19 protein-coding genes are annotated in these 24,245 nt (G+C 69.6%); 13 read left to right on the forward strand and 6 right to left on the reverse strand.

The genetic code is table 11. The features are described 5' to 3' along the window. Nucleotides 1-6: 6 nt before the first annotated feature. Entirely contained in the window at nucleotides 7-2,949 is a 2,943-nt protein-coding gene (locus ACWDO5_RS00185; RefSeq protein ID WP_450527026.1) for a HAMP domain-containing protein, read from the reverse strand. Between the two features lie 173 nt (nucleotides 2,950-3,122). Between ACWDO5_RS00185 and ACWDO5_RS00190 the strand changes: the two genes are divergently transcribed. Beyond that, the gene (locus ACWDO5_RS00190) at nucleotides 3,123-4,019 is read left to right on the forward strand and encodes a SigB/SigF/SigG family RNA polymerase sigma factor (protein ID WP_450527027.1); all 897 of its coding nucleotides are present in this window, start codon (nucleotides 3,123-3,125) and stop codon (nucleotides 4,017-4,019) included. 20 nt (nucleotides 4,020-4,039) lie between these two features. Here the strand turns inward: ACWDO5_RS00190 and ACWDO5_RS00195 are convergent, their stop codons facing one another. After that, nucleotides 4,040-4,486: an ATP-binding protein gene (locus ACWDO5_RS00195; RefSeq protein WP_450527029.1), complete on the reverse strand. Its 447-nt coding sequence runs from the start codon at nucleotides 4,484-4,486 to the stop codon at nucleotides 4,040-4,042. An 11-nt stretch (nucleotides 4,487-4,497) separates the two neighbouring features. Next, nucleotides 4,498-4,878: an STAS domain-containing protein gene (locus ACWDO5_RS00200; RefSeq protein WP_450527030.1), complete on the reverse strand. Its 381-nt coding sequence runs from the start codon at nucleotides 4,876-4,878 to the stop codon at nucleotides 4,498-4,500. Between the two features lie 106 nt (nucleotides 4,879-4,984). Between ACWDO5_RS00200 and ACWDO5_RS00205 the strand changes: the two genes are divergently transcribed. Beyond that, nucleotides 4,985-5,155, forward strand: a complete 171-nt coding sequence (locus tag ACWDO5_RS00205; protein ID WP_450527032.1) for a hypothetical protein — start codon at nucleotides 4,985-4,987, stop codon at nucleotides 5,153-5,155. Nucleotides 5,156-5,199: 44 nt separating this feature from the next. Here the strand turns inward: ACWDO5_RS00205 and ACWDO5_RS00210 are convergent, their stop codons facing one another. Together ACWDO5_RS00210 and ACWDO5_RS00215 are read right to left on the reverse strand one after the other, a co-directional pair. Continuing rightward, on the reverse strand, nucleotides 5,200-5,895 hold the full coding sequence (locus tag ACWDO5_RS00210) for a hypothetical protein (RefSeq protein ID WP_450527033.1): 696 nt from the start codon (nucleotides 5,893-5,895) through the stop codon (nucleotides 5,200-5,202). Between the two features lie 23 nt (nucleotides 5,896-5,918). Next, nucleotides 5,919-6,545, reverse strand: coding sequence for an RNA polymerase sigma factor (locus ACWDO5_RS00215; protein WP_450527035.1), 627 nt, complete (start codon nucleotides 6,543-6,545; stop codon nucleotides 5,919-5,921). 289 nt (nucleotides 6,546-6,834) lie between these two features. Between ACWDO5_RS00215 and dhaK the strand changes: the two genes are divergently transcribed. The 5 genes from dhaK to ACWDO5_RS00240 all read left to right on the forward strand — a co-directional run bounded on the left by dhaK (nucleotide 6,835) and on the right by ACWDO5_RS00240 (nucleotide 13,767). After that, nucleotides 6,835-7,827 (forward strand): dihydroxyacetone kinase subunit DhaK, encoded by a 993-nt coding sequence (gene dhaK, locus ACWDO5_RS00220; RefSeq protein WP_450527037.1) that lies wholly within the window; start codon nucleotides 6,835-6,837, stop codon nucleotides 7,825-7,827. Nucleotides 7,828-7,887: 60 nt separating this feature from the next. Further along, on the forward strand, nucleotides 7,888-8,493 hold the full coding sequence (dhaL, locus tag ACWDO5_RS00225) for a dihydroxyacetone kinase subunit DhaL (protein ID WP_450527038.1): 606 nt from the start codon (nucleotides 7,888-7,890) through the stop codon (nucleotides 8,491-8,493). Beyond that, on the forward strand, nucleotides 8,490-8,900 hold the full coding sequence (locus ACWDO5_RS00230; RefSeq protein WP_450527040.1) for a PTS-dependent dihydroxyacetone kinase phosphotransferase subunit DhaM: 411 nt from the start codon (nucleotides 8,490-8,492) through the stop codon (nucleotides 8,898-8,900). The genes dhaL and ACWDO5_RS00230 overlap by 4 nt, the downstream gene beginning before the upstream one ends. 323 nt (nucleotides 8,901-9,223) lie before the next feature. Then, nucleotides 9,224-12,517, forward strand: coding sequence for a right-handed parallel beta-helix repeat-containing protein (locus tag ACWDO5_RS00235; RefSeq protein ID WP_450527041.1), 3,294 nt, complete (start codon nucleotides 9,224-9,226; stop codon nucleotides 12,515-12,517). Nucleotides 12,518-12,561: 44 nt separating this feature from the next. After that, nucleotides 12,562-13,767 (forward strand): S8 family serine peptidase, encoded by a 1,206-nt coding sequence (locus ACWDO5_RS00240; protein ID WP_450527043.1) that lies wholly within the window; start codon nucleotides 12,562-12,564, stop codon nucleotides 13,765-13,767. Nucleotides 13,768-13,963: 196 nt separating this feature from the next. On the opposite strand, the gene eccCa is transcribed toward ACWDO5_RS00240, so the two are convergent. Further along, entirely contained in the window at nucleotides 13,964-17,893 is a 3,930-nt protein-coding gene (gene eccCa, locus ACWDO5_RS00245; RefSeq protein ID WP_450527258.1) for a type VII secretion protein EccCa, read from the reverse strand. Nucleotides 17,894-18,158: 265 nt separating this feature from the next. Here eccCa and eccD point away from each other — a divergent pair, with 265 nt between their 5' ends. From eccD to ACWDO5_RS00275, 6 genes are all read left to right on the forward strand, one after another. After that, nucleotides 18,159-19,559 carry a type VII secretion integral membrane protein EccD gene (gene eccD, locus ACWDO5_RS00250; RefSeq protein WP_450527045.1) on the forward strand — a complete coding sequence of 467 codons (1,401 nt, stop codon included), beginning with the start codon at nucleotides 18,159-18,161 and terminating at the stop codon, nucleotides 19,557-19,559. Nucleotides 19,560-19,572: 13 nt separating this feature from the next. Further along, nucleotides 19,573-21,087 (forward strand): type VII secretion protein EccB, encoded by a 1,515-nt coding sequence (gene eccB / locus ACWDO5_RS00255; RefSeq protein ID WP_450527046.1) that lies wholly within the window; start codon nucleotides 19,573-19,575, stop codon nucleotides 21,085-21,087. Nucleotides 21,088-21,496: 409 nt separating this feature from the next. After that, entirely contained in the window at nucleotides 21,497-21,832 is a 336-nt protein-coding gene (locus ACWDO5_RS00260) for a hypothetical protein (protein WP_450527048.1), read from the forward strand. Nucleotides 21,833-21,920: 88 nt separating this feature from the next. Further along, nucleotides 21,921-22,241, forward strand: a complete 321-nt coding sequence (locus tag ACWDO5_RS00265; protein WP_450527049.1) for a WXG100 family type VII secretion target — start codon at nucleotides 21,921-21,923, stop codon at nucleotides 22,239-22,241. Nucleotides 22,242-22,313: 72 nt separating this feature from the next. After that, a complete protein-coding gene (locus ACWDO5_RS00270; protein WP_450527050.1) occupies nucleotides 22,314-22,775 on the forward strand; it encodes a type VII secretion system-associated protein in 462 nt (153 codons plus the stop codon). Between the two features lie 42 nt (nucleotides 22,776-22,817). Next, the coding region (locus ACWDO5_RS00275; protein WP_450527051.1) for an AAWKG family protein at nucleotides 22,818-24,245 on the forward strand (1,428 nt) is incomplete at its 3' end.

Here is a 24,245-nt window from a genome sequence, read left to right on the forward strand (position 1 = left end):
GCGCTGTCAGTCGTCCAGCCACTTGTGGATTCTGGCGATCAGTTCGTCCGCGTCGACGGGCTTGGTGAGGTAGTCGTTGGCTCCGACCGCCAGCGTCCTGGTCCGGTCGCCGGGCATCGCCTTGGCGGTCACCGCGATGATCGGGACCTCGGCGAAGCGTGGCATCTCCCTGATCGCGGCGGTGGCGGAGAGCCCGTCCATACCGGGCATCATCACATCCATGAGGATCAGCTCCACGCCGCCGTGCGCGGCGAGGAGCTCGATGCCGGCTCCGCCGTTGTCCGCGCGCAGGACGCGCATGCCCTCGCGCTCCAGGATCGCGGTGAGCGCGAAGACGTTCCGCTCGTCGTCGTCCACGATCAGCGCCACGCGCCCGGTCAGCGCGGGTTCCTGTGGACGGGGGCCGTCCTCATGCTGCCGCCCACCGGCGCTCGGAGCAAGTTCCTTCGGGCGGCCGACGCCGCCGACCGGCAGGTAGAGCGTGAAGCTGCTCCCTTCGCCGATCCCGCTCCTCACTCCTATCTCGCCGCCGAGGAGTTGGGCCACTTCACGGCTGATGGACAGCCCCAGTCCCGTACCGCCGTAGCGCCGTCCCGTGGCCACATCGCCCTGCTGGAACGCTCCGAAGATCGTCTCCAAGTGCTGTTCGGCGATGCCGATTCCGGTGTCGGAGACTCTGAACGCGAGTGTGGGGCGGCCGCGCAGGGAATGCGCCAGTTCATCGTCGTCGGCGTACTCGACGCGCAGCTCGACCCGCCCCTGCTCGGTGAACTTCATGGCGTTGGAGAGCAGATTGCGCAGCACCTGCCGCAGTCGCGCCTCGTCGGTGACGACGGCTTCCGGCAGGTTGGGCGCCCTGACCACCTGGAATTGCAGGTCGCGTTCGCTCGCCAGGGGCCGGAAGGTGATCTCGACGTAGTCCAGCAGGCGGGACAAGGCGACAGGTTCCGTATGGACGTCCATCTTGCCCGCCTCGACCTTCGACAGGTCGAGGATCTCGTTGATCAGCTGAAGCAGGTCGGAACCCGCGGAGTGGATGACTTCGGCGTAGTCGACCTGCTTCTCCGTCAAGTTGCCCTCCGCGTTCTGGGCGAGGAGCTGGGCGAGGATCAGCAGGCTGTTGAGCGGTGTGCGCAGCTCGTGGCTCATGTTGGCCAGGAACTCCGACTTGTACATCGACGTACGCGAGAGCTGGAGTGCGCGGGCCTCAAGCTCCTGGCGGGCGGCCTCGATCTCCAGGTTCTTGCCTTCGATGTCCCGGTTGCGCTCCACCAACAGGGCGGCCTTCTCTTCGAGTTCGGCGTTGGAACGCTGCAACTCCTCCTGGCCCGCCTGGAGTTCCTGGGACCGGGTACTCAGTTCGCTCGTCAGGCGCTGGGACTGCTCGAGCAGCTCGTCCGTACGGGCGCTGGCGAACAGCGATTTGACGATGACGCCGACCGTTTCGCTGAACCGGTCGAGGAAGTCACGGTGGATGCCGGTGAAGGGCCGCAGCGCCGCGAGCTCCATGACGCCGAGCACCTGGCCTTCGACGACGATCGGCAGCACGATCAGGGTCGCGGGCTCGGCCGAGCCGATACCGGAGGACATCGTCGCGTATCCGGGCGGCAGACCGTCGACGGTGAGCGTACGCCTGCTGCGCGCCGCCTGTCCGACCAGCGATTGTCCGAGCCGGAAGCGGCGCGGAGGCTTGTCCGGGCCATCGGGCCCGCCGTACGAAGCCATCATGACGAGCTCGGTGTCGTGCCCGTCGGGCGTCTCCTGGGCCAGGAAGAAAGCGGCGTAGGGCGCGGAGACCAGCCGCGGCACCTCGTCCATGATCAGCTCGGCGACCGCGGAGAGGTTGCGGCTGTCCTGCATCGATGCGGAGAGACGGGCCAGATTGGTCTTGAGCCAGTCCTGCTCCTCATTGGCGCGGGTGGTCGCGCGCAGCGACTCGACCATCGCGTTGATGTTGTCCTTGAGGTCACCGACCTCGCCCGGCGCCTCCACCGTGATGGAGCGGGTCAGGTCACCCTCGGCGACGGCGCTGGTCACCTCGGCGATGGCACGCACCTGCCGGGTCAGGTTTCCGGCCAGCTCGTTCACATTCTCGGTGAGCCGCTTCCAGGTGCCGGAGACACCCTCCACCTCGGCCTGGCCGCCCAGCCGGCCCTCGCTGCCGACCTCGCGGGCCACCCTGGTGACCTCGGCGGCGAACGACGACAGCTGGTCGACCATGGTGTTGATGGTGGTCTTCAGCGTGAGAATCTCGCCGCGCGCGTCGACATCGATCTTGCGGGTCAGATCACCCTCCGCGACGGCCGTGGTGACCTGAGCGATGTTACGTACTTGATTGGTCAGATTGTTGGCCATGGAGTTGACGTTGTCGGTCAGGTTCTTCCAGGTGCCCGAGACGCCCCGTACCGTCGCCTGACCGCCGAGGTTTCCTTCCGTGCCGACCTCGCGGGCGACGCGGGTGACCTCCTCCGCCATGGTGGACAGCCGCTCCACCATCGTGTTGATGGTCTCCTTCAGCTCCAGGATCTCCCCGCGGGCGTCGACGCGGATCTTCTGGTCGAGATCGCCCCGCGCGACCGCGGACGCGACCTGGGATATCGACCGGACCTGCGAGGTGAGGTTGTCGGCCATCGTGTTGACGCCGGTGGTGAGCTCCAGCCATACGCCGCTGACCTGGGGGACGCGCGCGTGGCCGCCGAGCCGCCCTTCGCCGCCGACTTCGCTGGCGACCCGGGTGACCTGGGACGTGACCAGGGACAACTGGTCGACCATCCCGTTATAGACAGCCGCGATCTCGCCGAGGAGTTCCGCCGCGTCGTCCGGGAGCCGGTGGGAGAAATCGCCGTCACGTACCGCTCTGAGCCCCGCGAGCAGTTTCCGGAGCCCTTCTTCGCTCAATTCCGCCGATGGGCGACCGAGCCGTTCACCGGAGGTGTGCGCAGAATCCATCGCTGACCTCGCCTGCTACGACCGACGACACGTCCACTCTCGCATGTGGAGGTGTGACGGACACCCGGAGCCAGCCGCTCCCCACAGGGGTATAAAGCTTCAAAACGTGTCATTCGGGTAAATATTCGACAGGTGCTCATACGACGATCCCCCAGCAGCGTCGAAGGAGCCTCATGTCCAGCCTCTCGCGCACCCGCGACCCCGCCGTCACCGCCGCGCCCGCCCCACGCCCGGCGGCGCTTCTCGACCTTCCGGAGATCCCGGACCCACGGACGATCGGCACCATGGACGCGCGGGCACTCTCCGTATCGCTGTTCCAGCGGCTCGTATCGCTGGCGGAGGGCACACCGGAGTACGCGTATGTGCGCAACACCCTGGTCGAGCTCAACATCAGCCTCGTCAAGTTCGCCGCGACCCGGTTCTCGCACCGCAGCGAGTCGATGGAGGACATCCTCCAGGTCGGGACGATCGGCCTGATAAAGGCCATCAACCGCTTCGACGTCGAGCGTGAGGTCGAGTTCGCCTCCTTCGCGCTCCCGACCATCGAGGGCGAGATCAAACGCTTCTTCCGGGATGCCAGCTGGGCTGTGCGGGTGCCGCGGCGGTTGCAGGAGCTGCGCATCCGCATCGCCAGGGCGTCGGACACACTCGAGCAGCGCCTCGGGCACCCGCCGACGGATGCCGAGCTCGCCGTCCACCTGGGCGTCGAGGAGGCGGAGGTGCGGGAGGGCCGGCAGGCGGCGAACGGCTACAGCGCCCATTCGCTGGACGCGCCGCTCGAGGACGACAAAGCCCCGGGGCCGGCACAACGGTGCCTCGGCCAGGACGAGCAGGCCTTCGACACGGTGGAGTGCATCGCGGCACTGAAGCCGGTGGTCGCCACCCTTTCCGAGCGGGACCGGCTGATTCTGTCCCTGCGGTTCGTAGAGGACCTGACGCAGCGTGAGATCGGTGAGCGGCTGGGCATCTCGCAGATGCATGTCTCGCGGCTACTGGCCCGCGTCCTGACGCTGCTGCGTGAGGCCCTGCTGCTGGACGACGGTGACGGGGACTGTGGCGACGACGGTTGAGACGGTGGAAGGGGATAGCGCTACTGCCGGCGAGCACCCTGCGAACGGGGGGGCGCTGTCACCTCCACCCACACCGCCTTCCCGGTTCCCCGAGGTACGGAGCCCCAGCTCCGGGCGAGCCGGTCCAGGACGACCAGACCATGACCGCCCGGCACAGCCGCGGCGAACGGGCGCGGCCGAGGGTGAACCGGGCTGTCGTCGGTGACTTCGATCCTCAGCCGGTCCGGTGAGCAGTGCAGCATGAGTTCCTGAGGTCCGTGGGCGTGCAGGCAAGCGTTGGTGACGACCTCGGACACCAGCAGAAGCACATCCTCGACGACCGCCCGGCCGTCCTCGTCCGCGGCGGGAATCCATTTCCAGTCGGTCAGGGCGTCCCGGCTGAAGTCTCGGCAGCGCCCTACGACACCCTCGGTGCCGTACAGGGCGAGCCGACGGGTCTGCCCCCGCGACGGGAGGACGACACTCACGACCTCCTCCTCTACCTCTGTGAACTGTCCGCCAGAGCCTCGTCGAGACTCGCGTGCATACGGAAGACGGCGCCCGCGCCAGTAATGTCGAACATGCGGGCAATCGGCGGTTGGAGGGCGACAAGTTCCAGTCGAATGCCCGCCTCGCGTCCGGCGATTCGACTGTGCAGCAGAGCATTGAGCCCGGTCGAGTCGCAGAACCGCAGGTCCGAGCAGTCGGCCAGAATCCGGCCCGCCCCGGACACCAAGCCGTTGGCAAGGGCTTCGCGCAGCGCCTCGACCGAGTCATGGTCGAGCTCACCCGCGAGTGTCAGCACAAAAGCGTCCCGAGTCGGCACCTGTCGGACGGCGACCTTGAGGCGCCTCTTGGCAGCGTCGGCATGTCCAGCCACGACGCACCACCTCTCGTTCCGCGCCCGTTCCCCTGGCAGCGGGGCTGTGCGATGGCCCTCTTGGGGGACGGGTGCCCGGAATGCACCGTTCTATTCCGTGGCCGCTATGGGCGACAGTCCGCCGAGGAAGCGCCGGCCCCAGCGCCGTGCGGATGCCGGTCGCCCGTCGACGGACGCTCCGGCCAATGCCCGCGACGGTGCCTCGGGTGTGTACTACGGCACCGCGGCGCTGGGCGCGCCCGCGGGTGTCCGCATCGGCCAGGTGCTGACGCCGTAGCCGACCGATGCCGGCCGGCGGCAGTGGACCGCTTGCCCCACCGCCTACTGCTTGCCCGGCGGCTTCTTCGTCTGAGCGACTCCGTTGCCCGATCCGCCCTGCTGCCCCGCGGGCGGCGCGTCCTTCCTGCCGCCCTCGTTCTTGGGCCGGCGTTCCTGCGGCGACGCCTTGACAGGCTGCTCGCTCAACAGCCGCGCACAGTACGCCGCCACGGCGTCCGGGCCACCCGCCGCATCCTCGAGCCGCTGCCAGGCGGTGCCGTCCAGCGCCCCGCCCCGCCCCCTCTTCGACTCGTACGCACGGCAGTGCGCCAGATCATTCTTCGCCGTCGGCGGTCGCTCACCGGGGGTACGAGCGCCGGGTCCGGTCGTCGACGGGGGCTCCGGCTCCCCCGGAGTCCCCGCCGGGCGTGACGAGGGACTCGGCGTCGGCCCCGGCTTGAGGGGCGGCTCACCGAACGGCGTCGGGATCACGCCCCCGGCCATCGCGACTCCGCCCAGCACGGCTCCCGCGACGAGAGCGCCGATTCCCACCCTGATCCACCGGGTTCCGACGCCCGGACTCTTCGGGCGCCAGTCGTCCTCGGGGCGCGTGGGCGCGGCCGACGCACCCTCGTCACGCGCGGCCCGGAATGCGGCCACAGCCCGCACCTCGGCTTCCGCCGGGGAGGGCATGGGACGCGCGGCGGCAGCCAGTAGGTCCTCGAGCGTCGGCGACTGCTGCTCGTGCTCGGGGTTCATGGCACCTCGGGGTGGGTTTTCGGTCATCTCGCCTCTCCCAGCGCACGAGAGTCCGAATCTGTCACGCGCGTGGGCTGAAGCGCGGCAAGGTGTTTCCCGAGCCGCTTCAGCCCGCGGTGCGTGGCGGAGCGTACCGCTCCGGGCCGCTTGCCCAGCACCCGGGCGGCCGACACCCCGTCGAGGCCGATAACCGTCTGCAGGAGCACCGCTTCCGCCTGCTGCCGGGGCAGCTTCGCGATCAAAGCGAGGGCCTGCTCGGTGGAGATGGATTCGAATGCCTCGCCGGCCGTGTCCTGCTGGGCCGGCAGCTCGGCCAGTTCGCTCTCGAAGAGGGTGGCTCGAGGACGGCTCTTCAGCCGACGCAGATGGTCGATGGCACGGTTGCGCGCGATGCTCGCGGTCCACGCACGGAACCCCGCTCCATCTCCACGAAACCGCCCCAGGTCACGAGCGATCTCGAGCCATGCCTCGGACGCCACGTCCTCGGCATCGTCCCCGACCAGACCGCGCAAATAACCGAGGAGATGTGGATGCACCCGCTGATAGGCGGCGGCAAAGGCGCCCTCGTCCCCCTCCTGCGCCCGCTCGACCGCCTCACCCAGCTCCCCGTCGTACGTCTGTGCACGGCGGCCGCCCCCCTGCTTGCCCACTCGTTCCTCTTCATCCCGCTGACACGGCACGCCTGTGCCGACGCCCCCCACAGACCACAGCGTCAGGACTCACAGAAGTGTCACGGCTGTTCGAAGCGATGCCACGGAAGGACCGGGTGCCTCTACCGCCCCAACGAGGTCTGAGCGATCTACCCTCTTTATAGAAGGCGGGCGGAAAGGTCGGCCTGTCGACTACCGCCTGCCTCTACCGAGCGGAGGCGGACATGAAGGCGTCGCCAGGACGGGCCGCGATCTTCACAAGCGCGGCCGCGCTCACCAGGAGGTACTCATGAGGATGCTCATCAATGTGCCGGAGACCGTCGTCGCCGACGCTCTGCGCGGTATGGCCGCCGCGCACCCCGATTTGTCCGTCGATGTGGAGAACCGGGTGATCGTACGGCGTGACACGCCCGTCGCCGGGAAGGTGGGGCTCGTCTCCGGGGGCGGGTCCGGGCACGAGCCGATGCACGGCGGCTTCGTCGGGCACGGGATGCTCTCTGCGGCGTGCCCGGGAGAGGTCTTCACGAGCCCGGTACCGGACCAGATGGCGCGGGCGGCCGCCGCCGTCGACAGTGGTGAGGGGGTGCTGTTCATCGTCAAGAACTACACAGGCGACGTCCTCAACTTCGACATGGCCGCCGAGCTCGCCGAGGACGAGGGTGTCCGTGTCGCCAAGGTGCTCGTCAATGACGACGTCGCGGTGACCGACAGCCTCTATACGGCGGGCCGGCGCGGCACCGGCGCGACCCTGTTCGTCGAGAAAATCGCCGGTGCGGCCGCCGAGGAGGGTGCGCCGCTGGAGCGGGTCGAGGCGATCGGCCGGCAGGTGAATGAGAACTCCCGGAGCTTCGGTGTCGCACTGAGCGCCAGCACGACGCCGGCGAAGGGCAGTCCGACCTTCGATCTCCCGCCGGGCGAGCTGGAGTTGGGCATCGGCATCCATGGTGAGCCCGGTCGTGAGCGGCGCCCGATGATGACTTCGCGGGAGATCGCGGACTTCAGCGTGAACGCCGTACTGGAGGATCTGAAGCCGTCGGGCCCGGTGCTGGCGCTCGTCAACGGTATGGGGGCGACGCCGCTGCTGGAGCTGTACGGCTTCAACGCCGAGGTGCAGCGGGTGCTCGCCGAGCGCAAGGTGCCCGTCGCCCGTACGCTCGTCGGGAACTATGTGACCTCACTCGACATGGCAGGCTGTTCGGTGACGCTCTGTCAGGTCGACGAGGAACTGCTGCGGCTGTGGGACGCGCCGGTGCAGACCCCCGCGCTCCGCTGGGGCCGCTGACCATCCAGGATCTGTGCATGGCCCGCCGACTGGCCAACCCACCCACCACAGGGAGTTCATGTGCTCGACGCCGACTTCTTCCGCCGCTGGATGACGGCCGCCGCGGCTGCCGTGGACCGTGAGGCGGACCGCCTTACCGAGCTGGACTCGGCGATCGGCGACGCCGACCACGGGAGCAATCTCCAGCGCGGTTTCGCGGCGGTGACTGCGGTCCTGGAGAAGGAGGCGCCCCAGACGCCCGGGGCCGTACTGACCCTGGCGGGACGGCAGTTGATCTCGACGGTGGGCGGTGCCTCCGGTCCGCTGTACGGAACGCTGCTGCGGCGTACGGGCAAGGCGCTCGGTGACGACGCCGAGGTGACGCCGGGGCAGCTGGCCGATGCGCTGCGTGTGGGCGTGGCCGCGGTGGCGCAACTCGGCGGGGCCAAGGGCGGGGACAAGACGATGCTGGACGCACTCGATCCGGCCGTCGAGGCGCTCGGCGACTCCACCGCGTCGTTCGCGGCCGCACGCGAGGCGGCCGAGCAGGGCGCGCTGGCGACCGTGCCGATGCAGGCGCGCAAGGGCAGGGCGAGCTATCTGGGCGAGCGCAGCATAGGGCACCAGGACCCGGGGGCGACCTCCTCCGCCCTGCTGATCGCGGCGCTGGCGGAGGTGGCGGGATGAGCACCGACAAGCCGGTCGGGGTCGTGCTGGTCTCGCACAGCGCAGAGGTGGCCGCGGCCGTCGCCGAGCTGGCCAAAGGGCTCGCGGGCGGCGGCGCGACCGCGCCGGTCGCCCCGGCGGGCGGCACTGCGGACGGCGGCCTCGGGACCAGCTCGGAGCTGGTCACCGCGGCGGCGGCCTCGGTCGATGGGGGCGCGGGGGTGGCCGTCCTCGTTGATCTGGGCAGTGCCGTGCTGACGGTGAAGGCGCTGCTGGCCGAGGGCGACGAACTCCCGGACGGGACTCGGCTGGTGGACGCGCCTTTCGTGGAGGGGGCGGTGGCTGCCGTGGTGACTGCTTCGGCGGGCGGCGACCTGGACGCGGTGCAGGCGGCGGCCTCGGAGGCGTACGACTACCGGAAGGTGTGAGCCGGGCCGGGGGCGCCTGCAGCAACTGCGGGAAGGTCCGTGGGCCCGGCCGCCGGCCCGGAGATGCGCGCGGTACGCGAGGTCGGGGGCGGAGCCGGCCGGCGGCGGGGATGACACCGCCGTCGAAGGGCTGTGACCGGTGCCGGAGCCCGCCGCGGAGGTCACTGGCCCACCACAGGGCGGGCCGTCGGCCGCGCCCGAGGAGACCGCGGAGGGAGCGGCTAGGAAGCGCGCGGTAGCTGAGGGCATGATGGGCTCCGCCCTGCCCGGCACCCGGCTCCCCCACCGGAGGACGTGGTGCCCCCACAAGGAGGTCCCCGCTCGTGTCACGTCAGGTACTCCACGTCGACCCTGACCGGTCGGACGCCTACCGCACACTCGGCGAAGCGCTGAGCCGGGCACGCAGTGGCGCCCTGATCAGCGTCGCGCCGGGGCAGTATCCGGAGAACCTGGTGATCACCTCACGGGTGACGATCGTGGCCGAGCAGGCCCGCGGCACCGTGCACATCTGCCCGCCGGAGGGCAGCGCGGTGGTGCTGAAGGCCGACTCCATGATGATGACCGACCTGGTGCTGCGGGGGCGGGACGAGGAGGTCCCCGTGGTGGCGGCGGTCCGGGGCCAGCTGGCCATGGACGGCTGCGAGATAACCGGCGCTGCCTGGACGGCGGTGCTCGCGAGGGACAGCGGCACGCTGGCGATGCGGGACTGCCGGGTGAGCAACCCGCGCGGAGCCGGTGTGGTCGATACCTCAAGTCAGGAGTCCTCAGTGGAGTCCTGTGTCATCGAACACCTGGGCAGCTCCGGCATCGTGCTGGGTGAGCAGAGCCGGATCACGGTGCGGGGCTGCTCCATCAGGGACGCCCGGGGCAACGGTGTGCTGGCGGGCGGTACGGCCCAGGGCTTGGTGGAGGACTGCGACATCTCGTCCACCGACAAGCCGGCCATCGCGCTGGAGGAGAACAGCACGACCCGGGTGCTGCGTACGGTGGTGCACGACACAAGCACCGGTGTGCACCTGTCGAGCGCGGCCCGTACCGAGCTGGAAGAGGTGCGGATCACCGGAGCCAGCGCGGCGGGCGTCGTGCTCTCCAGCGGCACCGATCCGGTGCTGCGGCGTTGCCGGACCGCGCGCACCAAGGGGCCGGGGCTGCTGGTGACGGACCGGGCCCGGGGCACCTTCGAGGACTGCTGGCTGGAGTCGGCCGAGATGGCTGCCCTGCAGGTGAGCGGCTCGGCGGCGCCGGTGCTGATCGGTCTGACGGTGCGGGACAGCGCGGCCGGTGCCGAGTTCTCCCAGGGCGCGGTCGCCGAACTGGACCGGCTGGAGATCCTGGACGCCCGCGGCACGGCCGTCTCCATCCGGGACGGGGCCAACCCCCTGATACGGCGGGCCAGGATCCGCTCGTCCCGCGGTCACGGTGTGGAGGTGGTGCATTCCGGCCGTGGACGGCTCGAGGACTGCGAGGTGGAGCGGACCGGCGCGGCGGCGGTGCGTGTCGCGGACGGCGGCAACCTCTACATCGGCGGCGGCAGGCTGGACGAGTCGGAGGCGCAGGGGCTTCTGGTGGGCGAGGGCGGCGCGGTGACCGTACGCGGCTGTTCGGTCTCCGGGGCGAGGAGCACCGGCGTACGGGTCGACTCGAGCGGCGAACTGACCGCGACCCGGCTGCGGGTGCACGGCGCCGGTGAACACGGCGTGCTGGTGGGCGAGGGCGCCCGTGCCTCGCTCAACTCCTGTGACACCGGCGGCTGCGGCGGGGACGGCTTCCGGGTGGACAGCACCGAACCGGTCTCGCTGGCCGGCTGCTCGGCACGGGAGAACGGCGGCGGCGGTCTGGTGCAGACCCGGCCCGGTGACCGGCTGACCGTGGAAGATCTACTCAGCGCCGACAACGGCGCGCCGGACGCCTGGGGCGACGCGGCGCTGGACGACCTCGACCCGGCGCAGCAGGGCCAGGCCTCCGGACCGCTCGCTGAACTCGACCGGCTCATCGGTCTGGACAACGTCAAGCACCAGGTGCGCACCCTGGTCAGCCTCGCGCAGCTGGCCCGGCGCCGTGCCGAACTGGGCATGCCTGCCCCGCCGATGAGCCGCCATCTGGTATTCGCCGGCCCGCCCGGCACCGGAAAGACCACGGTCGCCCGGCTGTACGGCTCAGTGCTGGCGAGTCTCGGCGCACTGCCCAAGGGCCATCTCGTGGAGGTGTCCCGCGCCGACCTGGTCGCCCAGGTGATCGGGGGCACCGCCATAAAAACCACCGAGGCCTTCCAACGCGCCCTGGGCGGGGTGCTGTTCATCGACGAGGCGTACTCCCTGCTGTCCGACGGCAGGGGCTCGGGCGCGGACTTCGGCCGTGAGGCGGTGGACACCCTGCTGAAGCTGATGGAGGACCACCGCGAAGACGTCGTGGTCGTGGTGGCCGGCTACTCCGACCGGATGGAGGACTTCCTTGCCTCCAACCCGGGCCTGCAGTCCCGTTTCTCCCGCACGATCGAGTTCGAGAACTACAGCGTGCCCGAACTTGTCGCGATCATGGAGAGCATGTGTGCCGCGCACCAGTATGAGCTGGGCGAGGGCACCCGTGAGGCGCTGACCCTGCGCTTCGAACGGATGCCGCGCGACGCGAACTTCGGCAACGGCCGGGCCGCACGGCAGACGTTCGAGGAGATGGTGGACCGGCAGGCGTTCCGGCTCGCCGCCACGCGGGATGCCGAAGCGAAGGATCTGACACTGCTGCTGCCCGTCGACGTCGGCGAGCAGGAGGCCGCCAAGGTCGCCGGTAACGGCGACGCGGATTCCGGCACTCCGATGGAGCGGCTGAACGAGATGATCGGGCTCGCCGAGGTGAAACGCGATGTCACCGACCTGGTCAATCTGCTGGCTACGGCGCGGCGCCGGGAGGCGGCCGGACTGCCCGCACCGCGCATCAGCCACCACCTGGTCTTCACCGGGCCCCCCGGAACCGGCAAGACGACGGTGGCGCGGCTCTACGCCGAGCTGCTGGTCTCCCTCGGGGTGCTGCCCCGCGGCCAGTTGGTCGAGGTGGCCCGTGCCGATCTGGTCGGCCGGTACATCGGGCACACCGCCCAACTCACCCGGGAGGTCTTCGAACGGGCCCGGGGCGGGGTGCTGTTCGTCGACGAGGCGTACACCCTCACCCCGCCCAACGTGTCCGGGGCGGACTTCGGGCGTGAGGCGGTGGACACTCTGCTGAAGCTGATGGAGGACCACCGCGACGAGGTGGTGGTGATCGTCGCCGGCTACACCCAGGAGATGGACGGCTTCCTGTCGTCCAACCCCGGCCTGGCGTCGAGATTTTCACGCCGGGTGGGGTTCGGGCACTACTCGTCGGACGAACTGGTCACCATCGTGCGCCAGCACGCGGCGGCAGCCCACTACGACTGCGCGCCGGGCACCGCCTCGCTGCTGCGAGCCTACTTCGACTCCCTGCGCAGAGACCGTTCGTTCGGCAACGCCCGGCTCGCGCGGAGGGTCCTGGAAGGGATGATCACCCGACAGGCGGGACGACTCAGTGCGATGTCGGCACCCACCCTGGAGGAGCTGCGCACCCTGCTTCCCGAGGACCTGAACGGTCTGCAGGCGCCGGCACAGTGACGGCGCCCGATCACCATCGGAACACCAAGCCTATGATGCGGGCCATGCCTCGCCTCCGTCCCCGCATCCGGCCGGTCCTGACCGGCTGGCTCTCTCTGTCGCTCGTTTGCACGGCGGCCGCCGTGCCAGTCGTTCTGCCGCCCGGCGCGGTCGCGGCCGAAGCGGGCGCCCGGCAGGCCGACCCGGTGAAGCTGCCGGTCATACCGTCCGTACTCGACGACGGGGCGCCATGCACGGCGGGGGCGTCGAAGGTCGCCACGGCCGCGCCGCCGCAGCAGAGAACCCTGGCGCTCTCTCGGGCCTGGCAGTTCAGCCGGGGCGGCGGTGTGAAGGTGGCCGTGGTGGACAGCGGCGTCGCCGGCAGAGCCTCCGGTCTGGCGGGCCGGGTCGTCCCGGTCTCGGGTACCGGCGACTGCGTCGGGCACGGGTCCTTCGTGGCCTCTCTGGTGGCCTCCGCGCCCTCCTCCGGGACGGGGTTCACCGGGGTGGCGCCGAAGGCCCGGATCCTCGCGGTACGCGGTACCGACGAGCGCGGTGTGCCGAGCGCGGCCACGGTGGCCGCGGGGGTGCGGGCAGCGGCCGACGCGGGCGCTCGGGTGATCGTGGTCGCCCCGGCACTGGCGACCGGATCGCCGGGGCTGACGAAGGCCGTGGAGCACGCCATCGACCGGGACGCCCTGGTGGTCGCGGCCGCGGCCCCCGAGTCGGACACGCGCAAGGAGTCCGCGGCCAGGGACTACTGGCCCGCGGCGATGGACGGTGTGCTGTCCGTCCTTGGGGTCGCCGAGGACGGCACTGTTCCCGGCAGCACCGCCGCCCCCCGGCAGGCGGACCTCGCCGCGCCGGGCAGCGGTGTGATCGGCGCCGGCCCACGCGGCAAGGGGCACTTCATTGGCACCGGTTCTTCGCTGGCGGCCGGATTCGTCGCAGGTGCGGCCGCGCTGGTACGCGACCGGCATCCGGAGCTGTCCGCTGCCCAGACCGCAGAGCGGCTGGTCACGACCGCCTATCCCGCCGATGTGCCCAGGCTGGACATCTACGCGGCGCTGACGGCAACGGGCCAAAGCGGCCTGGTCGCTGCGGATTCCGCTCCGAAGCCGGCGCACCTGCCGTCCGACGCGGTTGCCGCGAACGCCACCCGACGGGCGTCCCTGCTGGGCGGCGCGGGAGCGGCCACCGTACTGGTTGTGGTCTGGGCGGCTCTGGCGGTACGCGCCCGCAGTCGGCGGACGGGCGCCACTCCGGCCTGACAGGACCGCACCACAACGCAGGAGGCTTCCGAGCCCGGCTGGACAGTTCATGCTCAACCCCTGGGTGCAACGAAGGCACCGCCCTACTCCAGCCCACCCCCCCCCCGGCTCGGCCGCACGCGAATGCGCGCCATGCGGCCGCCGGTTGTTCACATCACACCGGCAGCCGCACTGCGCCCGCTGCACGCGGAACCGCTCAGGCCGATCCCTCCTCGTCCACCAGGGCGGTCTGCATCAGCAACGGCTTGCGGCGCATGATGTACCTGGCGCGGCCGGGCGGCAGGTTCTTCGGCTTGGTATTGCCGAAGACGTAGCCCTCCGAGGGCGGGCACGACAGCAGCAGACCCGGCGTGTTGACCTCGTCCAGCCGCCGCATCAGCGGATCGTTCAGACCCCGTCCCGCACCGGTCGCCGAGCGGGCCACCACCACGTTCAGGCCGACCTCGTGACCGAGTGCCAGGAACTCGAAGAGCGGCGCGAACGGGTGGTCCATCGAAGTGGCGCCGCCCACCATGTCGTAGTCGTCGGCGAGGACGAACAACCGCGGCCCCTTCCACCAGTCGGCCAGCCGCATCTGGGCCGGGGTGATCTCCTCGCCCGGCAGCCGCAGTTTCAGCGCCCGGGCCGCGCCACCAACCAGTTCGCGCAGCGCGTCCGCCGACACCGCATGCCCGAGCCGGTACTCGCTCGGCACCGCGTCCGCCAGCTCGCGCCGGTAGTCGACGGTGAGGATACGCGCCTCCTTCGCGGTGTAGCGCTCGGTGATCGCACGGGCGAACAGCTTGAGAAGGTTGGTCTTGCCGCTCTCGGAGTCCCCCACCATCATCAGATGGGGAGTACGGCCGAAGTCGTGCCACACCGGCGCCAGAGCTTCTTCGTCCAGGCCGATGGCAACCTTGAGCGCGGCCTGGTCCAGCTGCGGGGCGGGCAGATCCCGCACCGGCAGACGGGCCGGCAGCGTACGCACCGCCGGGGCGGACGGCCCCTGCCATGCTGCGGTGACCCGGGCGACCAGATCGGCGACGCCCTCCGTGAGGTCATCGGTGGTGTGGCGTCCGTCGATACGGGGCAGCGCGGTCAGGAAGTGCAGCTTGCCCTCGGCCGTCAGGCCGCGACCACCGGTGTTGGGCACGGTCTTCGCCTTGCGCACGTCGATGGTGGAGTCCATGTTGTCGCCGAGACGCAATTCCAGCTTGGTCGCCGACTGGTCGCGCACCTGGGCGGAGAGTTCCACCCACCGCGTGGTGGTGACGACCAGGTGCACACCGTAGTTGAGACCCTGGGTGGCGAACCGGTTGAACACCGGGATGAACTGGTCGAAGTCCTGCCTGATGGACTGCCAGCCGTCGATGACAAGGAAGACATCACCGTGCGCCTCGTCGGCGAACTCGCCCTCGGCACGGCGCCGTCGGAAGGTGGACATGGAGTCGATGCCGTGGTCGACGAAGAACTGCTCGCGGTGCGTGAGCACGGCGGTGACCTCGGCCACGGTCCGGCTGATCCGCTCGCTGTGCAGCCGGGCGGCGACCCCGCCCACGTGCGGCAGTCCGGCCAGCTGCGACAGCGTTCCGCCGCCCAGGTCGAGGCAGTAGAACTGGACCTCGCGCGGGGTGTGGGTGAGAGCGAGCGAGGTCACCAGCGCGCGCACCAGGGTGGACTTGCCGCTCTGTGAACCGCCGGCGATGGCGACATGTCCGCCCGCCGCGGACAGGTCCACCAGCAACGGGTCGCGACGCTGGTCGAAGGGCTTGTCCACGATGCCGACCGGCACCCGGAGCTTGCCGGTGCCCGGCCATCCCCCGGCGGCGAGACCCCGCTCCTCGTCGGTCGTCAGCGGGGGCAGCAGGGAGTCCACACCGGACGGCTCGTCCAGCGGTGGCAGCCAGACCTGGTGGGCCGGCGGTCCCGCGTCCCGCAGCCGCTCCACGGCCACGGACAGCAGCGAGTCGGCGTCCTCGTCGGGCTTCAGCGGTTCGGGGTCCGGCAACTGGGCGGGTGTTCTGGGCACTACCCAGCCGGAGGTCCACGGCACGATCTGACTGGCGACCCGGGCCTGGACGGCCGCGGTGCGCCGCTGCTGGTAGGCGCCCGAGACATAAGCGGCACGGAACCGGACAAGCCCGTCGGTGCCGGACTTCAGGTATCCGCTGCCCGGCTGCGGCGGCAGTTCATAGGCGTCGGGTACCCCGAGCACACCGCGGCTCTCGATGGCGGAGAAGGTGCGCAGACCGATCCGGTACGACAGATGGCTCTCCAGCTGGTGCATCCGGCCCTCGTCCAGCCGCTGCGAGGCGAGCAGCAGATGGACCCCGAGGGACCGGCCGAGCCGGCCGATCATCACGAACAGATCCATGAACTCGCGGTGTGCCGCGAGGAGTTCACTGAACTCGTCGACCACCACGAACAGGCTGGGCAGCGGCGGGAGGTCGGCGCCGCCCGCGCGGGCCTTCTCGTACTCCAGCGCCGAGGTGTAGTTTCCCGCGGCGCGCAGCAGTTCCTGCCGGCGGATCAGCTCGCCGTGCAGGGCGTCCTGCATACGGGAGACCAGCGCAACCTCGTCCGCCAGGTTGGTGATTACCGCGGAGGTGTGCGGCAGCCCGTCCAGGCCGAGGAAGGTGGCGCCGCCCTTGAAGTCGACGAGGACGAAGTTCAGTGTTTCCGAGGAGTTGGTCAGCGCCAGCGCGAGCACCAGGGTGCGCAACAGTTCGCTCTTGCCCGAGCCGGTCGCGCCGATGAGCATGCCGTGCGGGCCCATGCCGCCTTCGGCTGACTCCTTGATGTCGAGCTCGACCGGCCGGCCGTCGGCGCCCACCGCGACCGGTACGCGCAGCCGACCGGCGCCGGTGGAGCGCCGCCACAGGGTCGACGGGTCATGCCGATGGAGATCGGGTATGCCCACCAGGGTGGACAACTGCACGTCCATGGCCAGCGGTTCGGAGGTGTCGCCACTGAGGCTCATCCGGTACGGGGCGAGCATCCTGGCCAGCGATTGGGCCATGACCGGCCCCACCGCGTCCGGCCTGCCGAGGAAGGTGGTCTGCTCCTTGCGGGTCTTGTCGGTGCGTACCAGCGCGACCTGTTCCGGCTGAACGTCGAGCCGCAGTGTGGTGCGGCCGGGGCGCCAGCGCAGGCTGCCGGACAGGTCGATCACCACCACATTGCGGTACCCGGCGCCGTCGAGCCGGTGATCCGCCTGTAGTGGCACCCCGTCGATCACCACAATGGTCAGTGGCTCGTCACGGCTGGGGGCGGCGTCCGGATCGAAGACGGGACGCTCGAAGACGTCGCCGCCCAGCAGGTCGTCCAGGTCACCGAAGGCGGAGACGACCATCCTGACGGGCCCCGCGCCGTCCGTGTCATGCGGATGCAGGTGGTGCGGCAGCCACTTGGCCCATTCCCACTCGGAGCGCCGCTCGTCCGACACGCACAGCGCGATCCACAGCTCCTCCGGCGGGTGGAACACCACCAGTTGGCACAGGGCCGCGCGGATCATGGCGCGGGCCGCCGCCTCGTCGCCGCGCAGCAGGATCCTCGACCACGATCGCAGATACAGCGCGATCGGCTGGTTGGGCACCGTCGTATAGGCGCGGACGAAGCGTCGCAGCGCGTGGGCGCTCAGCGGTTCGAGGTCCTCCACCGGCTTGGTGGCCAGCGGAGTCAGCCGCAGGGCGAGCTGCTGGTCACCGACGGCGATCCGGACCTCACCGAAGTCCGCGTCATGGGAGCGGCGTTCCCACAGGCGGGTGGTGCGGACCATGCCGCGCAGCGCGGAGGGCTCCGGGTGGCGCCAGGCCAGGGCGAGCTGCTGCTGGACGACGGCGGCCCGGACCTTCTGCCGGATCTGTGTCAGATACCGCAGGTAGTCGCGACGTTCACCGCGCAGCCGCTGCTTGCGCTCGCCGCTGCGCCGCATCCACTGTCCGACCAGCATGGCCGCTGAGGCCAGCACCATCACGCCGAGCGCGAGGTAGCTGAAGGTGCTGTTGCCACCGCCGGAGCGCATGAACATCAGCATCATCGAGACGGACATCATCGCCATCGGCAGGTACGTCCACACCGCGGAGGTGTCGGGGACGGTCTCCGGCAGGGTCGGCGGCTCCTGCAGGCTCAGCTCGCCGTCCGGCATCTCGGGGCCCCGGCGCCGCGCCGGACGCCGGAAGAGGACCACGCTCAACGCATTGTCTCCTTTAGTGCGGTCGCGGAAAGGCGCCGCCATGGTGGGGACCGGCCCTGCCGAAAAGGGCGTCGGTGAACGAAAGGATATGAACCGGCAGGGATTCAGAACTGACCGAGCCCGTTCAAGGCCGGCCGACCAGCCCCAGTAGTCTGCATCCGATCAACGCACCAATCCAAGCCCGGTCTGATGATGCTCAGAAAAGGCGCTCCCCACCATGACCGAAACCTCGACCGCGGGCCTGTGCCATCTCACCGTCCGCGGCCCCGACAAATCCATCGACCTGGCGGTGCCCTCCGACGTCCCGGTGTCCGATCTGCTGCCGACCGTCCTGCGGTACGCCGGTGCGGAGCTGGAGGAACAGGGCCTGGAGCACGGGGGCTGGATACTCCAGCGCCTCGGAGAGGCGCCCCTGGACGAGGAGGGCACGCTCGCTTCGCTGAATGTCACCGACGGCGAAGTGCTGTATCTGCGCCCGCACTCCGAGGAACTGCCCGAGGTGCATCTTGATGACCTGGTGGACGGCATTGCCACCACGATGGGTGACCATCTGCACCGCTGGGGTCCGCGGAGCACTCGGTTGCTGCTGCGCGGGCTGATGGGCTTCACGGTGGCGATCGGCCTGCTGATCCTGGCCTGGCCCGGCGGTGCCGGCACGGTGCGGGTGCTGTCCCTGGCGGCCACCGGCGCGCTGTTGCTCGCGGGCGCCGCGACGGCGAGCCGGGCCGTGGGTGACGTGGCCGCCGGGGCGGTGCTGGGTGTGTTCGCCGCGCCCTGTCTGGCCCTGGCCGGCTGGCTGGTGCCCGGCGGCGAAATCGCCGGACCCCACGCACACCAGGTGCTCGGCGCCCGGCTGGTTGCCGCGGGCGCGGCGGGAGCGGGTGGCGCGGTGCTGGCACTTGCGGTGGTCGCGCTCTACACGCCGCTGTTCATGGGGGTGACGCTCTGCGCACTGGCCACAGTGGTTGGCGGCGCGCTGATGGCCTTCGCCGGCTTCCCCGTCGAGCAAGTGGCCATGGTGATCGCGGCGTTCGGAGCGGCGGTGGGCGCCTTCGTACCCTCCATCGCCTTCAAACTCGCCGGGATGCGCATGCCGTTCCTGCCGTCCAACCCGCAGCAGTTGCAGGAGGACATCGAGCCCTACTCGGGCCGGGCGGTTGCCGCCGGCACCGAACTCGCCGATGTCTGGATGACGGCGCTCTATGCCTCGACCGGAGCGGTGTCCGCAGCCTGTCTGCTCGTGGCGGCGCTCCGGCCGGACCTGCCGGAGGTGGTGACGGCGCTCGTGCTGTCGCTGCTCCTGCTGCTGCACGGGCGGGGGCTCGGCAACGTCTGGCAGCGGCTGTCTCTCACCCTGCCCGGCGTATGGGGCCTCACCCTTCTCGTCGTTGCCCTGGCGGCGGCCGAACAACCTGATCAACGGCCGGTGCTGGCCGGCGCCACCCTTGCGGTGGCCGCGGTCGTGGCGATCTCGTCATGGGTCCTGCCGGGCCGGCGGCTCGTACCGTACTGGGGCCGGGCTGCTGAACTGCTGCACAGCGGACTCGCCATCAGTCTGCTGCCGCTGGTCCTGTGGGTCGTGGGCGTCTTCGGCGCCCTGCGTGGCCTGAACGGCTGAACGGGGGAAGACTATGCAGTCCAAGCGTGACCAGGTCCAGGCGCACATGTTCGTCATGGGCCGGCTCAACTCCGGCATGCTGCTCGCCGAACCGGACGCGCCGGAGAGCCCGCTGGGGCGTACTACCCGGGGCCTGGTGGTCGGAGTGGTGCTTGCCGTTCTCGTCGGTGCGGGCGCCTTCGTCCTCGGTCTGCTCCTCCCGGGCGGCAACGACTCCTGGCGCGGCGGCGACTCCCTGATCGTCAACAAGGACACCGGTGCGCGCTACCTGTATCTCGGCGGTCGGCTGCGTCCGGTGCGTAACTATGCGTCGGCTCGGATGCTGGGCGGCCAGAACCTCACCTCGGTCGACGTGGGCACGGCATCCCTGGAGGGAACGCCGATCGGCACCCCGGTCGGCATCGAGGGGGCTCCTGACACCCTGCCCGACACCGGCCATCTGGAGAGCGGGGCCTGGCGGGTGTGTTCCGCGATGGACCCTAAGGACGATGCGGCCACGACCGTACTGACGGTGGGGGGTGCCGGCGAGGGGGACCGCTCGCTGGGCACCGGTGAAGGGGTACTGCTGGCCGGCCCCGACAAGACTGCCTACCTGATGTGGCGGGGCAGCAGGCTCCAGTTGGACAAGCCCACCGGTGCGGTGAAGTCCCTCGGATACGGCTCCGCCGCGCCGCGTCCGGTGTCGGCGGCGTTCCTGGATGCCCTGCCCGAGGGCCCGGACCTGGTCGCACGCGATGTGGCGGGCCGCGGCGAGCCGGGCCCGTCGCTGGGCGGAGCGGCGACGAAGGCCGGCCAGCTCTTCCGGGTGCAGGTGCCCGGCGGCTCGCTCTCCTGGTATGTGCTGGGACGACAGGGACTTGAGCCCCTCACCGACACGGCCGCTGCATTGCTGCTCGGCGATCCGCTGACCCGCAAAGGGGCGTACAGCGGGCAGGACCCCGAGGTGCGGACCCTCACCCCGGATGTGCTCGGGGCACACCTGGCGCCGGGCGGCGTGGACGCCGCATCGGACAACCTGCCGGCGTCGCCGCCGCGGCTGGTCGATGTGTCCGAGGACATGACGGCGTGTGCGGTGGTGGAGGCCGGTTCCGGCGGCACCCGGGTGTCGAGCGCGCTGGTGCCGGTGTCCGCGCTGGCACCGCTGGTCCAGCGCGGCGGCACCGGCGGCATCGCCGCGTGCAGCCCGGTCCACGGGACCGTGGTGCGTCCCGGCCACGGCGCACTGGTACGGGTCCTGGGTGCGGGCGGCAACACGATGGGCGACACCACCTACCTGGTCACTGAGGACGGTGTGAAGTACCGGGTGGCCGGCGAGGAGGCGCTGACGGCACTGGGCTACACGGCACAGGACGCCCGGGCGCTGCCCTCGCCACTGCTGGCAATGCTGCCGACCGGCCCCGACCTCAGCCCGGCCGCCGCAAGCGGGACGACCGCCGCCACGACCACCCAGCCGGACTGTTCGGCGGCCGCCGAGCAGGCGGGGCACCGTCCGGCGGGGCGCACGTCAGCCAGGCCGAAGTCAGGGTGAATTGACAGAATCTGAACGGCACCAATTCTGGCGGTGGAATGTGCCTGAATGAATACTGAGAGTCCCGTGGAAGGGTGCATGGAATAGCGCCGGTTGCCCGCCGGCTGCCTTCCCTTGCCCGTTTCACCCATCCGTCTGCCCGTTCCTCACCCGTTTCCCGGGGCGAACCTCCTCGACTGCACCCACTATTTGACACCTCGTCAGATGTTACCGATTGCCTTCGCAGGAAAACATTTGGTTACGGACGGCTCGCTACCTCAAAGAGAGCTCATATTTTCCGAGGACTTCGTTGCTTCACACGTGCACCGTCCTTAGGATCACCAAACCGGAATCGCGTCCGTGCTTCCGTATCCCCAGCGGCACTCGCCGGTTTTCGGCGCTTCCAGCCGTGCGACAGGAAGGTGGACCCATGGCGGCAGTCCAGCAGTCAGCACAACAGGCGACACTCAACGGCATCAACGCGCTGGAGACGGCCAAGGCCGGCGTCACGAGGTGCCGGGAGGACGTGCTCGCAACCCAGGGCAATCTCTCGGCGGGCTACCAGGGCAGTGACGGCAAGGGGTTCTATGACCTGCTGGGGCTGTGGGACGAGCAGGTCGGGGTGATACTCAAGAATCTCCAGGATGTGATCGACTCACTCGACACCAGCAATCGGACGCACGGTCAGACCCAGAGTGGGGCCACCGAGGGCATCAGCACCGCCGTCTCCATGTCGAACGGGGCATTCGACGCCCTGGCCGGCTGACACGCTGCGCCATACGCGCGGCCCGGCGCCCCTGTCCGGCCCGCCCCGCCCCCTGAACACGGACCCTGACACCGAGAAGAGGCTTCTCATGCCCGACTTTACCGACGGCATCATCTATGTGGACTACAACCACATGAGCAATGCGGCCGACGACATGATCAGCCAGACCAAGGCCATCGGCGAGACCCTGGAATCGCTCGAGATGGAGCTCAACGAGCTCATGAAGACCTGGGAAGGCGACGACGCCAGCGTCTACAAGCAGAAGCAGCAGGCCTGGGACCAGGCATTGGTGAACATGGAGCAGATGCTGTCCTCCCACGCTTCCCTGCTCACGGACATCTCCGGCAACTACCAGTACAGCGAGAACTCACTCGCACAGATGTGGTCCGAGGTCCAGATCGGCCGCTGACCAGGAACCCCTGCACCGCCGTCAGGCCGCCGGTCGTGACGGCGGCGCCTGGTTGTTGAAAGGAGCACCCCCATGGCTGATCTCACCCACCTGGACGCCAAGTCGCTGCAGACGTTCCTGGATGTTGACGTCGCCGCGTTCATCGAGGAGCTCAAGAAGATCCGCCAGGACGACTGGGCGGCGGCGCTCAAGAGCATCCTGGAAGGCAAGGTCACGTCCAGCACGCTCCAGCAGAACCCCATCCTGGCTCTTGGGCTGATGGCCAGCGGCCAGAACGATCCGGTATTCGGCGCCGGCCTGATCAATGCCGTAAAGGCCGACGCACAGTCGTTTGACGATGTCCTGGCGTTCCAGCAGCAACTGTTCAAGGACATCGACAAGGATCTGCAGACGACCATCGAGACACTACTCAAGACCCAGGGAGCCAGCCTGGAATCAATCGACGGTGAGAAGCTGCTCGACCCCTTCAGCGATGTCGAAAACGACTTGAGCGAAGCGGGCAAGGGGAGCGGTTCTGGAAACTCCAGTTCCTGATCCCGCCGGTCCCGTCCGCCCCGCCCCCCGGAGAGCTTCGCCATGCCCAACACCGCCGACGCCGACGACTACTGGGGTCAGGCCGTCAACTTGCTGACGGGCTTCCCTATGCCGGTCCGCAAGACCCTGTTCGACTCGCTCAAGAGCGCGGACGGCATTCCGCTGTTCCGGATACAGCTCGACAGATTCGCCGTGCGACCGGTGAGCAGCGGGGACATGGGCTGGCATGTGAGCCCCGGTGAGGACTTCGACGTCGTGTTCTACGGCTCGGAGGACGGCGACGGCGCGCACCCGATCAGGGAGATGAACCGGATACGGATCGTCTTCATCGGCGTGGCGAACGACGCGAACGGCAAGGGCCGGCTGGCCGACCCCGGGGAGACCGGGCTCGGCGGCAAGTTCAGCAGCAGCGTCGAGGACGTCGACTGGGACGTCGGCCCGCTGAGCAACTACGTCGGCGGCCCAAGGGCCGCTCTCAATGCCCTGCTCAGTCCCGGCAACGGCTACTCGACCCGGGACGTCGAGTACAACGGCACCACGGTGGCCGACGCGGACGCAGTCGACCTCATGTCCTTCCGGCACACCGCCGACTCGTTCGACCGCACGGCGCAGTTCTTCGTACAGCAGGCGAAGGTACTCCAGCAGTGGGAGACGAGCCTGGGAGAGGAACAGGCCGCCTGGAAGGGGCAGGCGGCGGGACTCTTCTGGAACCTGATCCATGAGGTGCGGAAGAACTACGACAGTTATGTCGAACAGGTGGGCGGCGAGGGTTACCAGGGCCCCACCGCGATGATCGACGGACACCGGGCGACTTCCACCCCGGGGGAGGCTCTGGCAGTCGCACAGCAGCAGCTCCAGATTCGCGCCACCAACCTGCGCGACGCCTGGGACAGGTGGGCGGACGGCTGGCACGATCCGCACCGTTATGTCCTGCAGATCCTGGAACAGGACATCGCGCCGTGGATCGCCGCCAACAACTGGCCGTACATCCAGAAGCACACCGCATCGACCGGTTACGGCGCGAGCACGACCTACTCGAGCACGCCAGAGTTCAAGATGGACCACCCCACCTGGGGCCAGTTGTGGAACACCGACACCTGGAGGAAGATCGGCGAGGAGGCGGTCAAGAGGTGGAACGACAGGGTCGAGGCGATCCTGGGGACAGCGGGAGCCATGGTGCTCGCCGACCTCAAGAACAACTGGATCGACGCTTCCTCGTCCTTCGAGGACGCCCTGCGGACCGTCAGTCAGGACACGCTCTCCGACATCTACCAGCAGGAAGAAGCGGAGATCGCCCAGGAGCAAGCCGATCAGCAGGCCCAAGACCTCAACAGCTCACTGAACGATCTCGGCGGCGGCTTGGGGGACATCGGTGACAGCCTGAGCGGCCTCAACGACGGGCTCGGCGACCTCGGCAACGGGATCAATGACGGCCTCAACGGCTTCAGCAGCAGCCTCAACGGTCCCGGC

It is taken from the genome of Streptomyces sp. NPDC000880 (assembly GCF_053599675.1).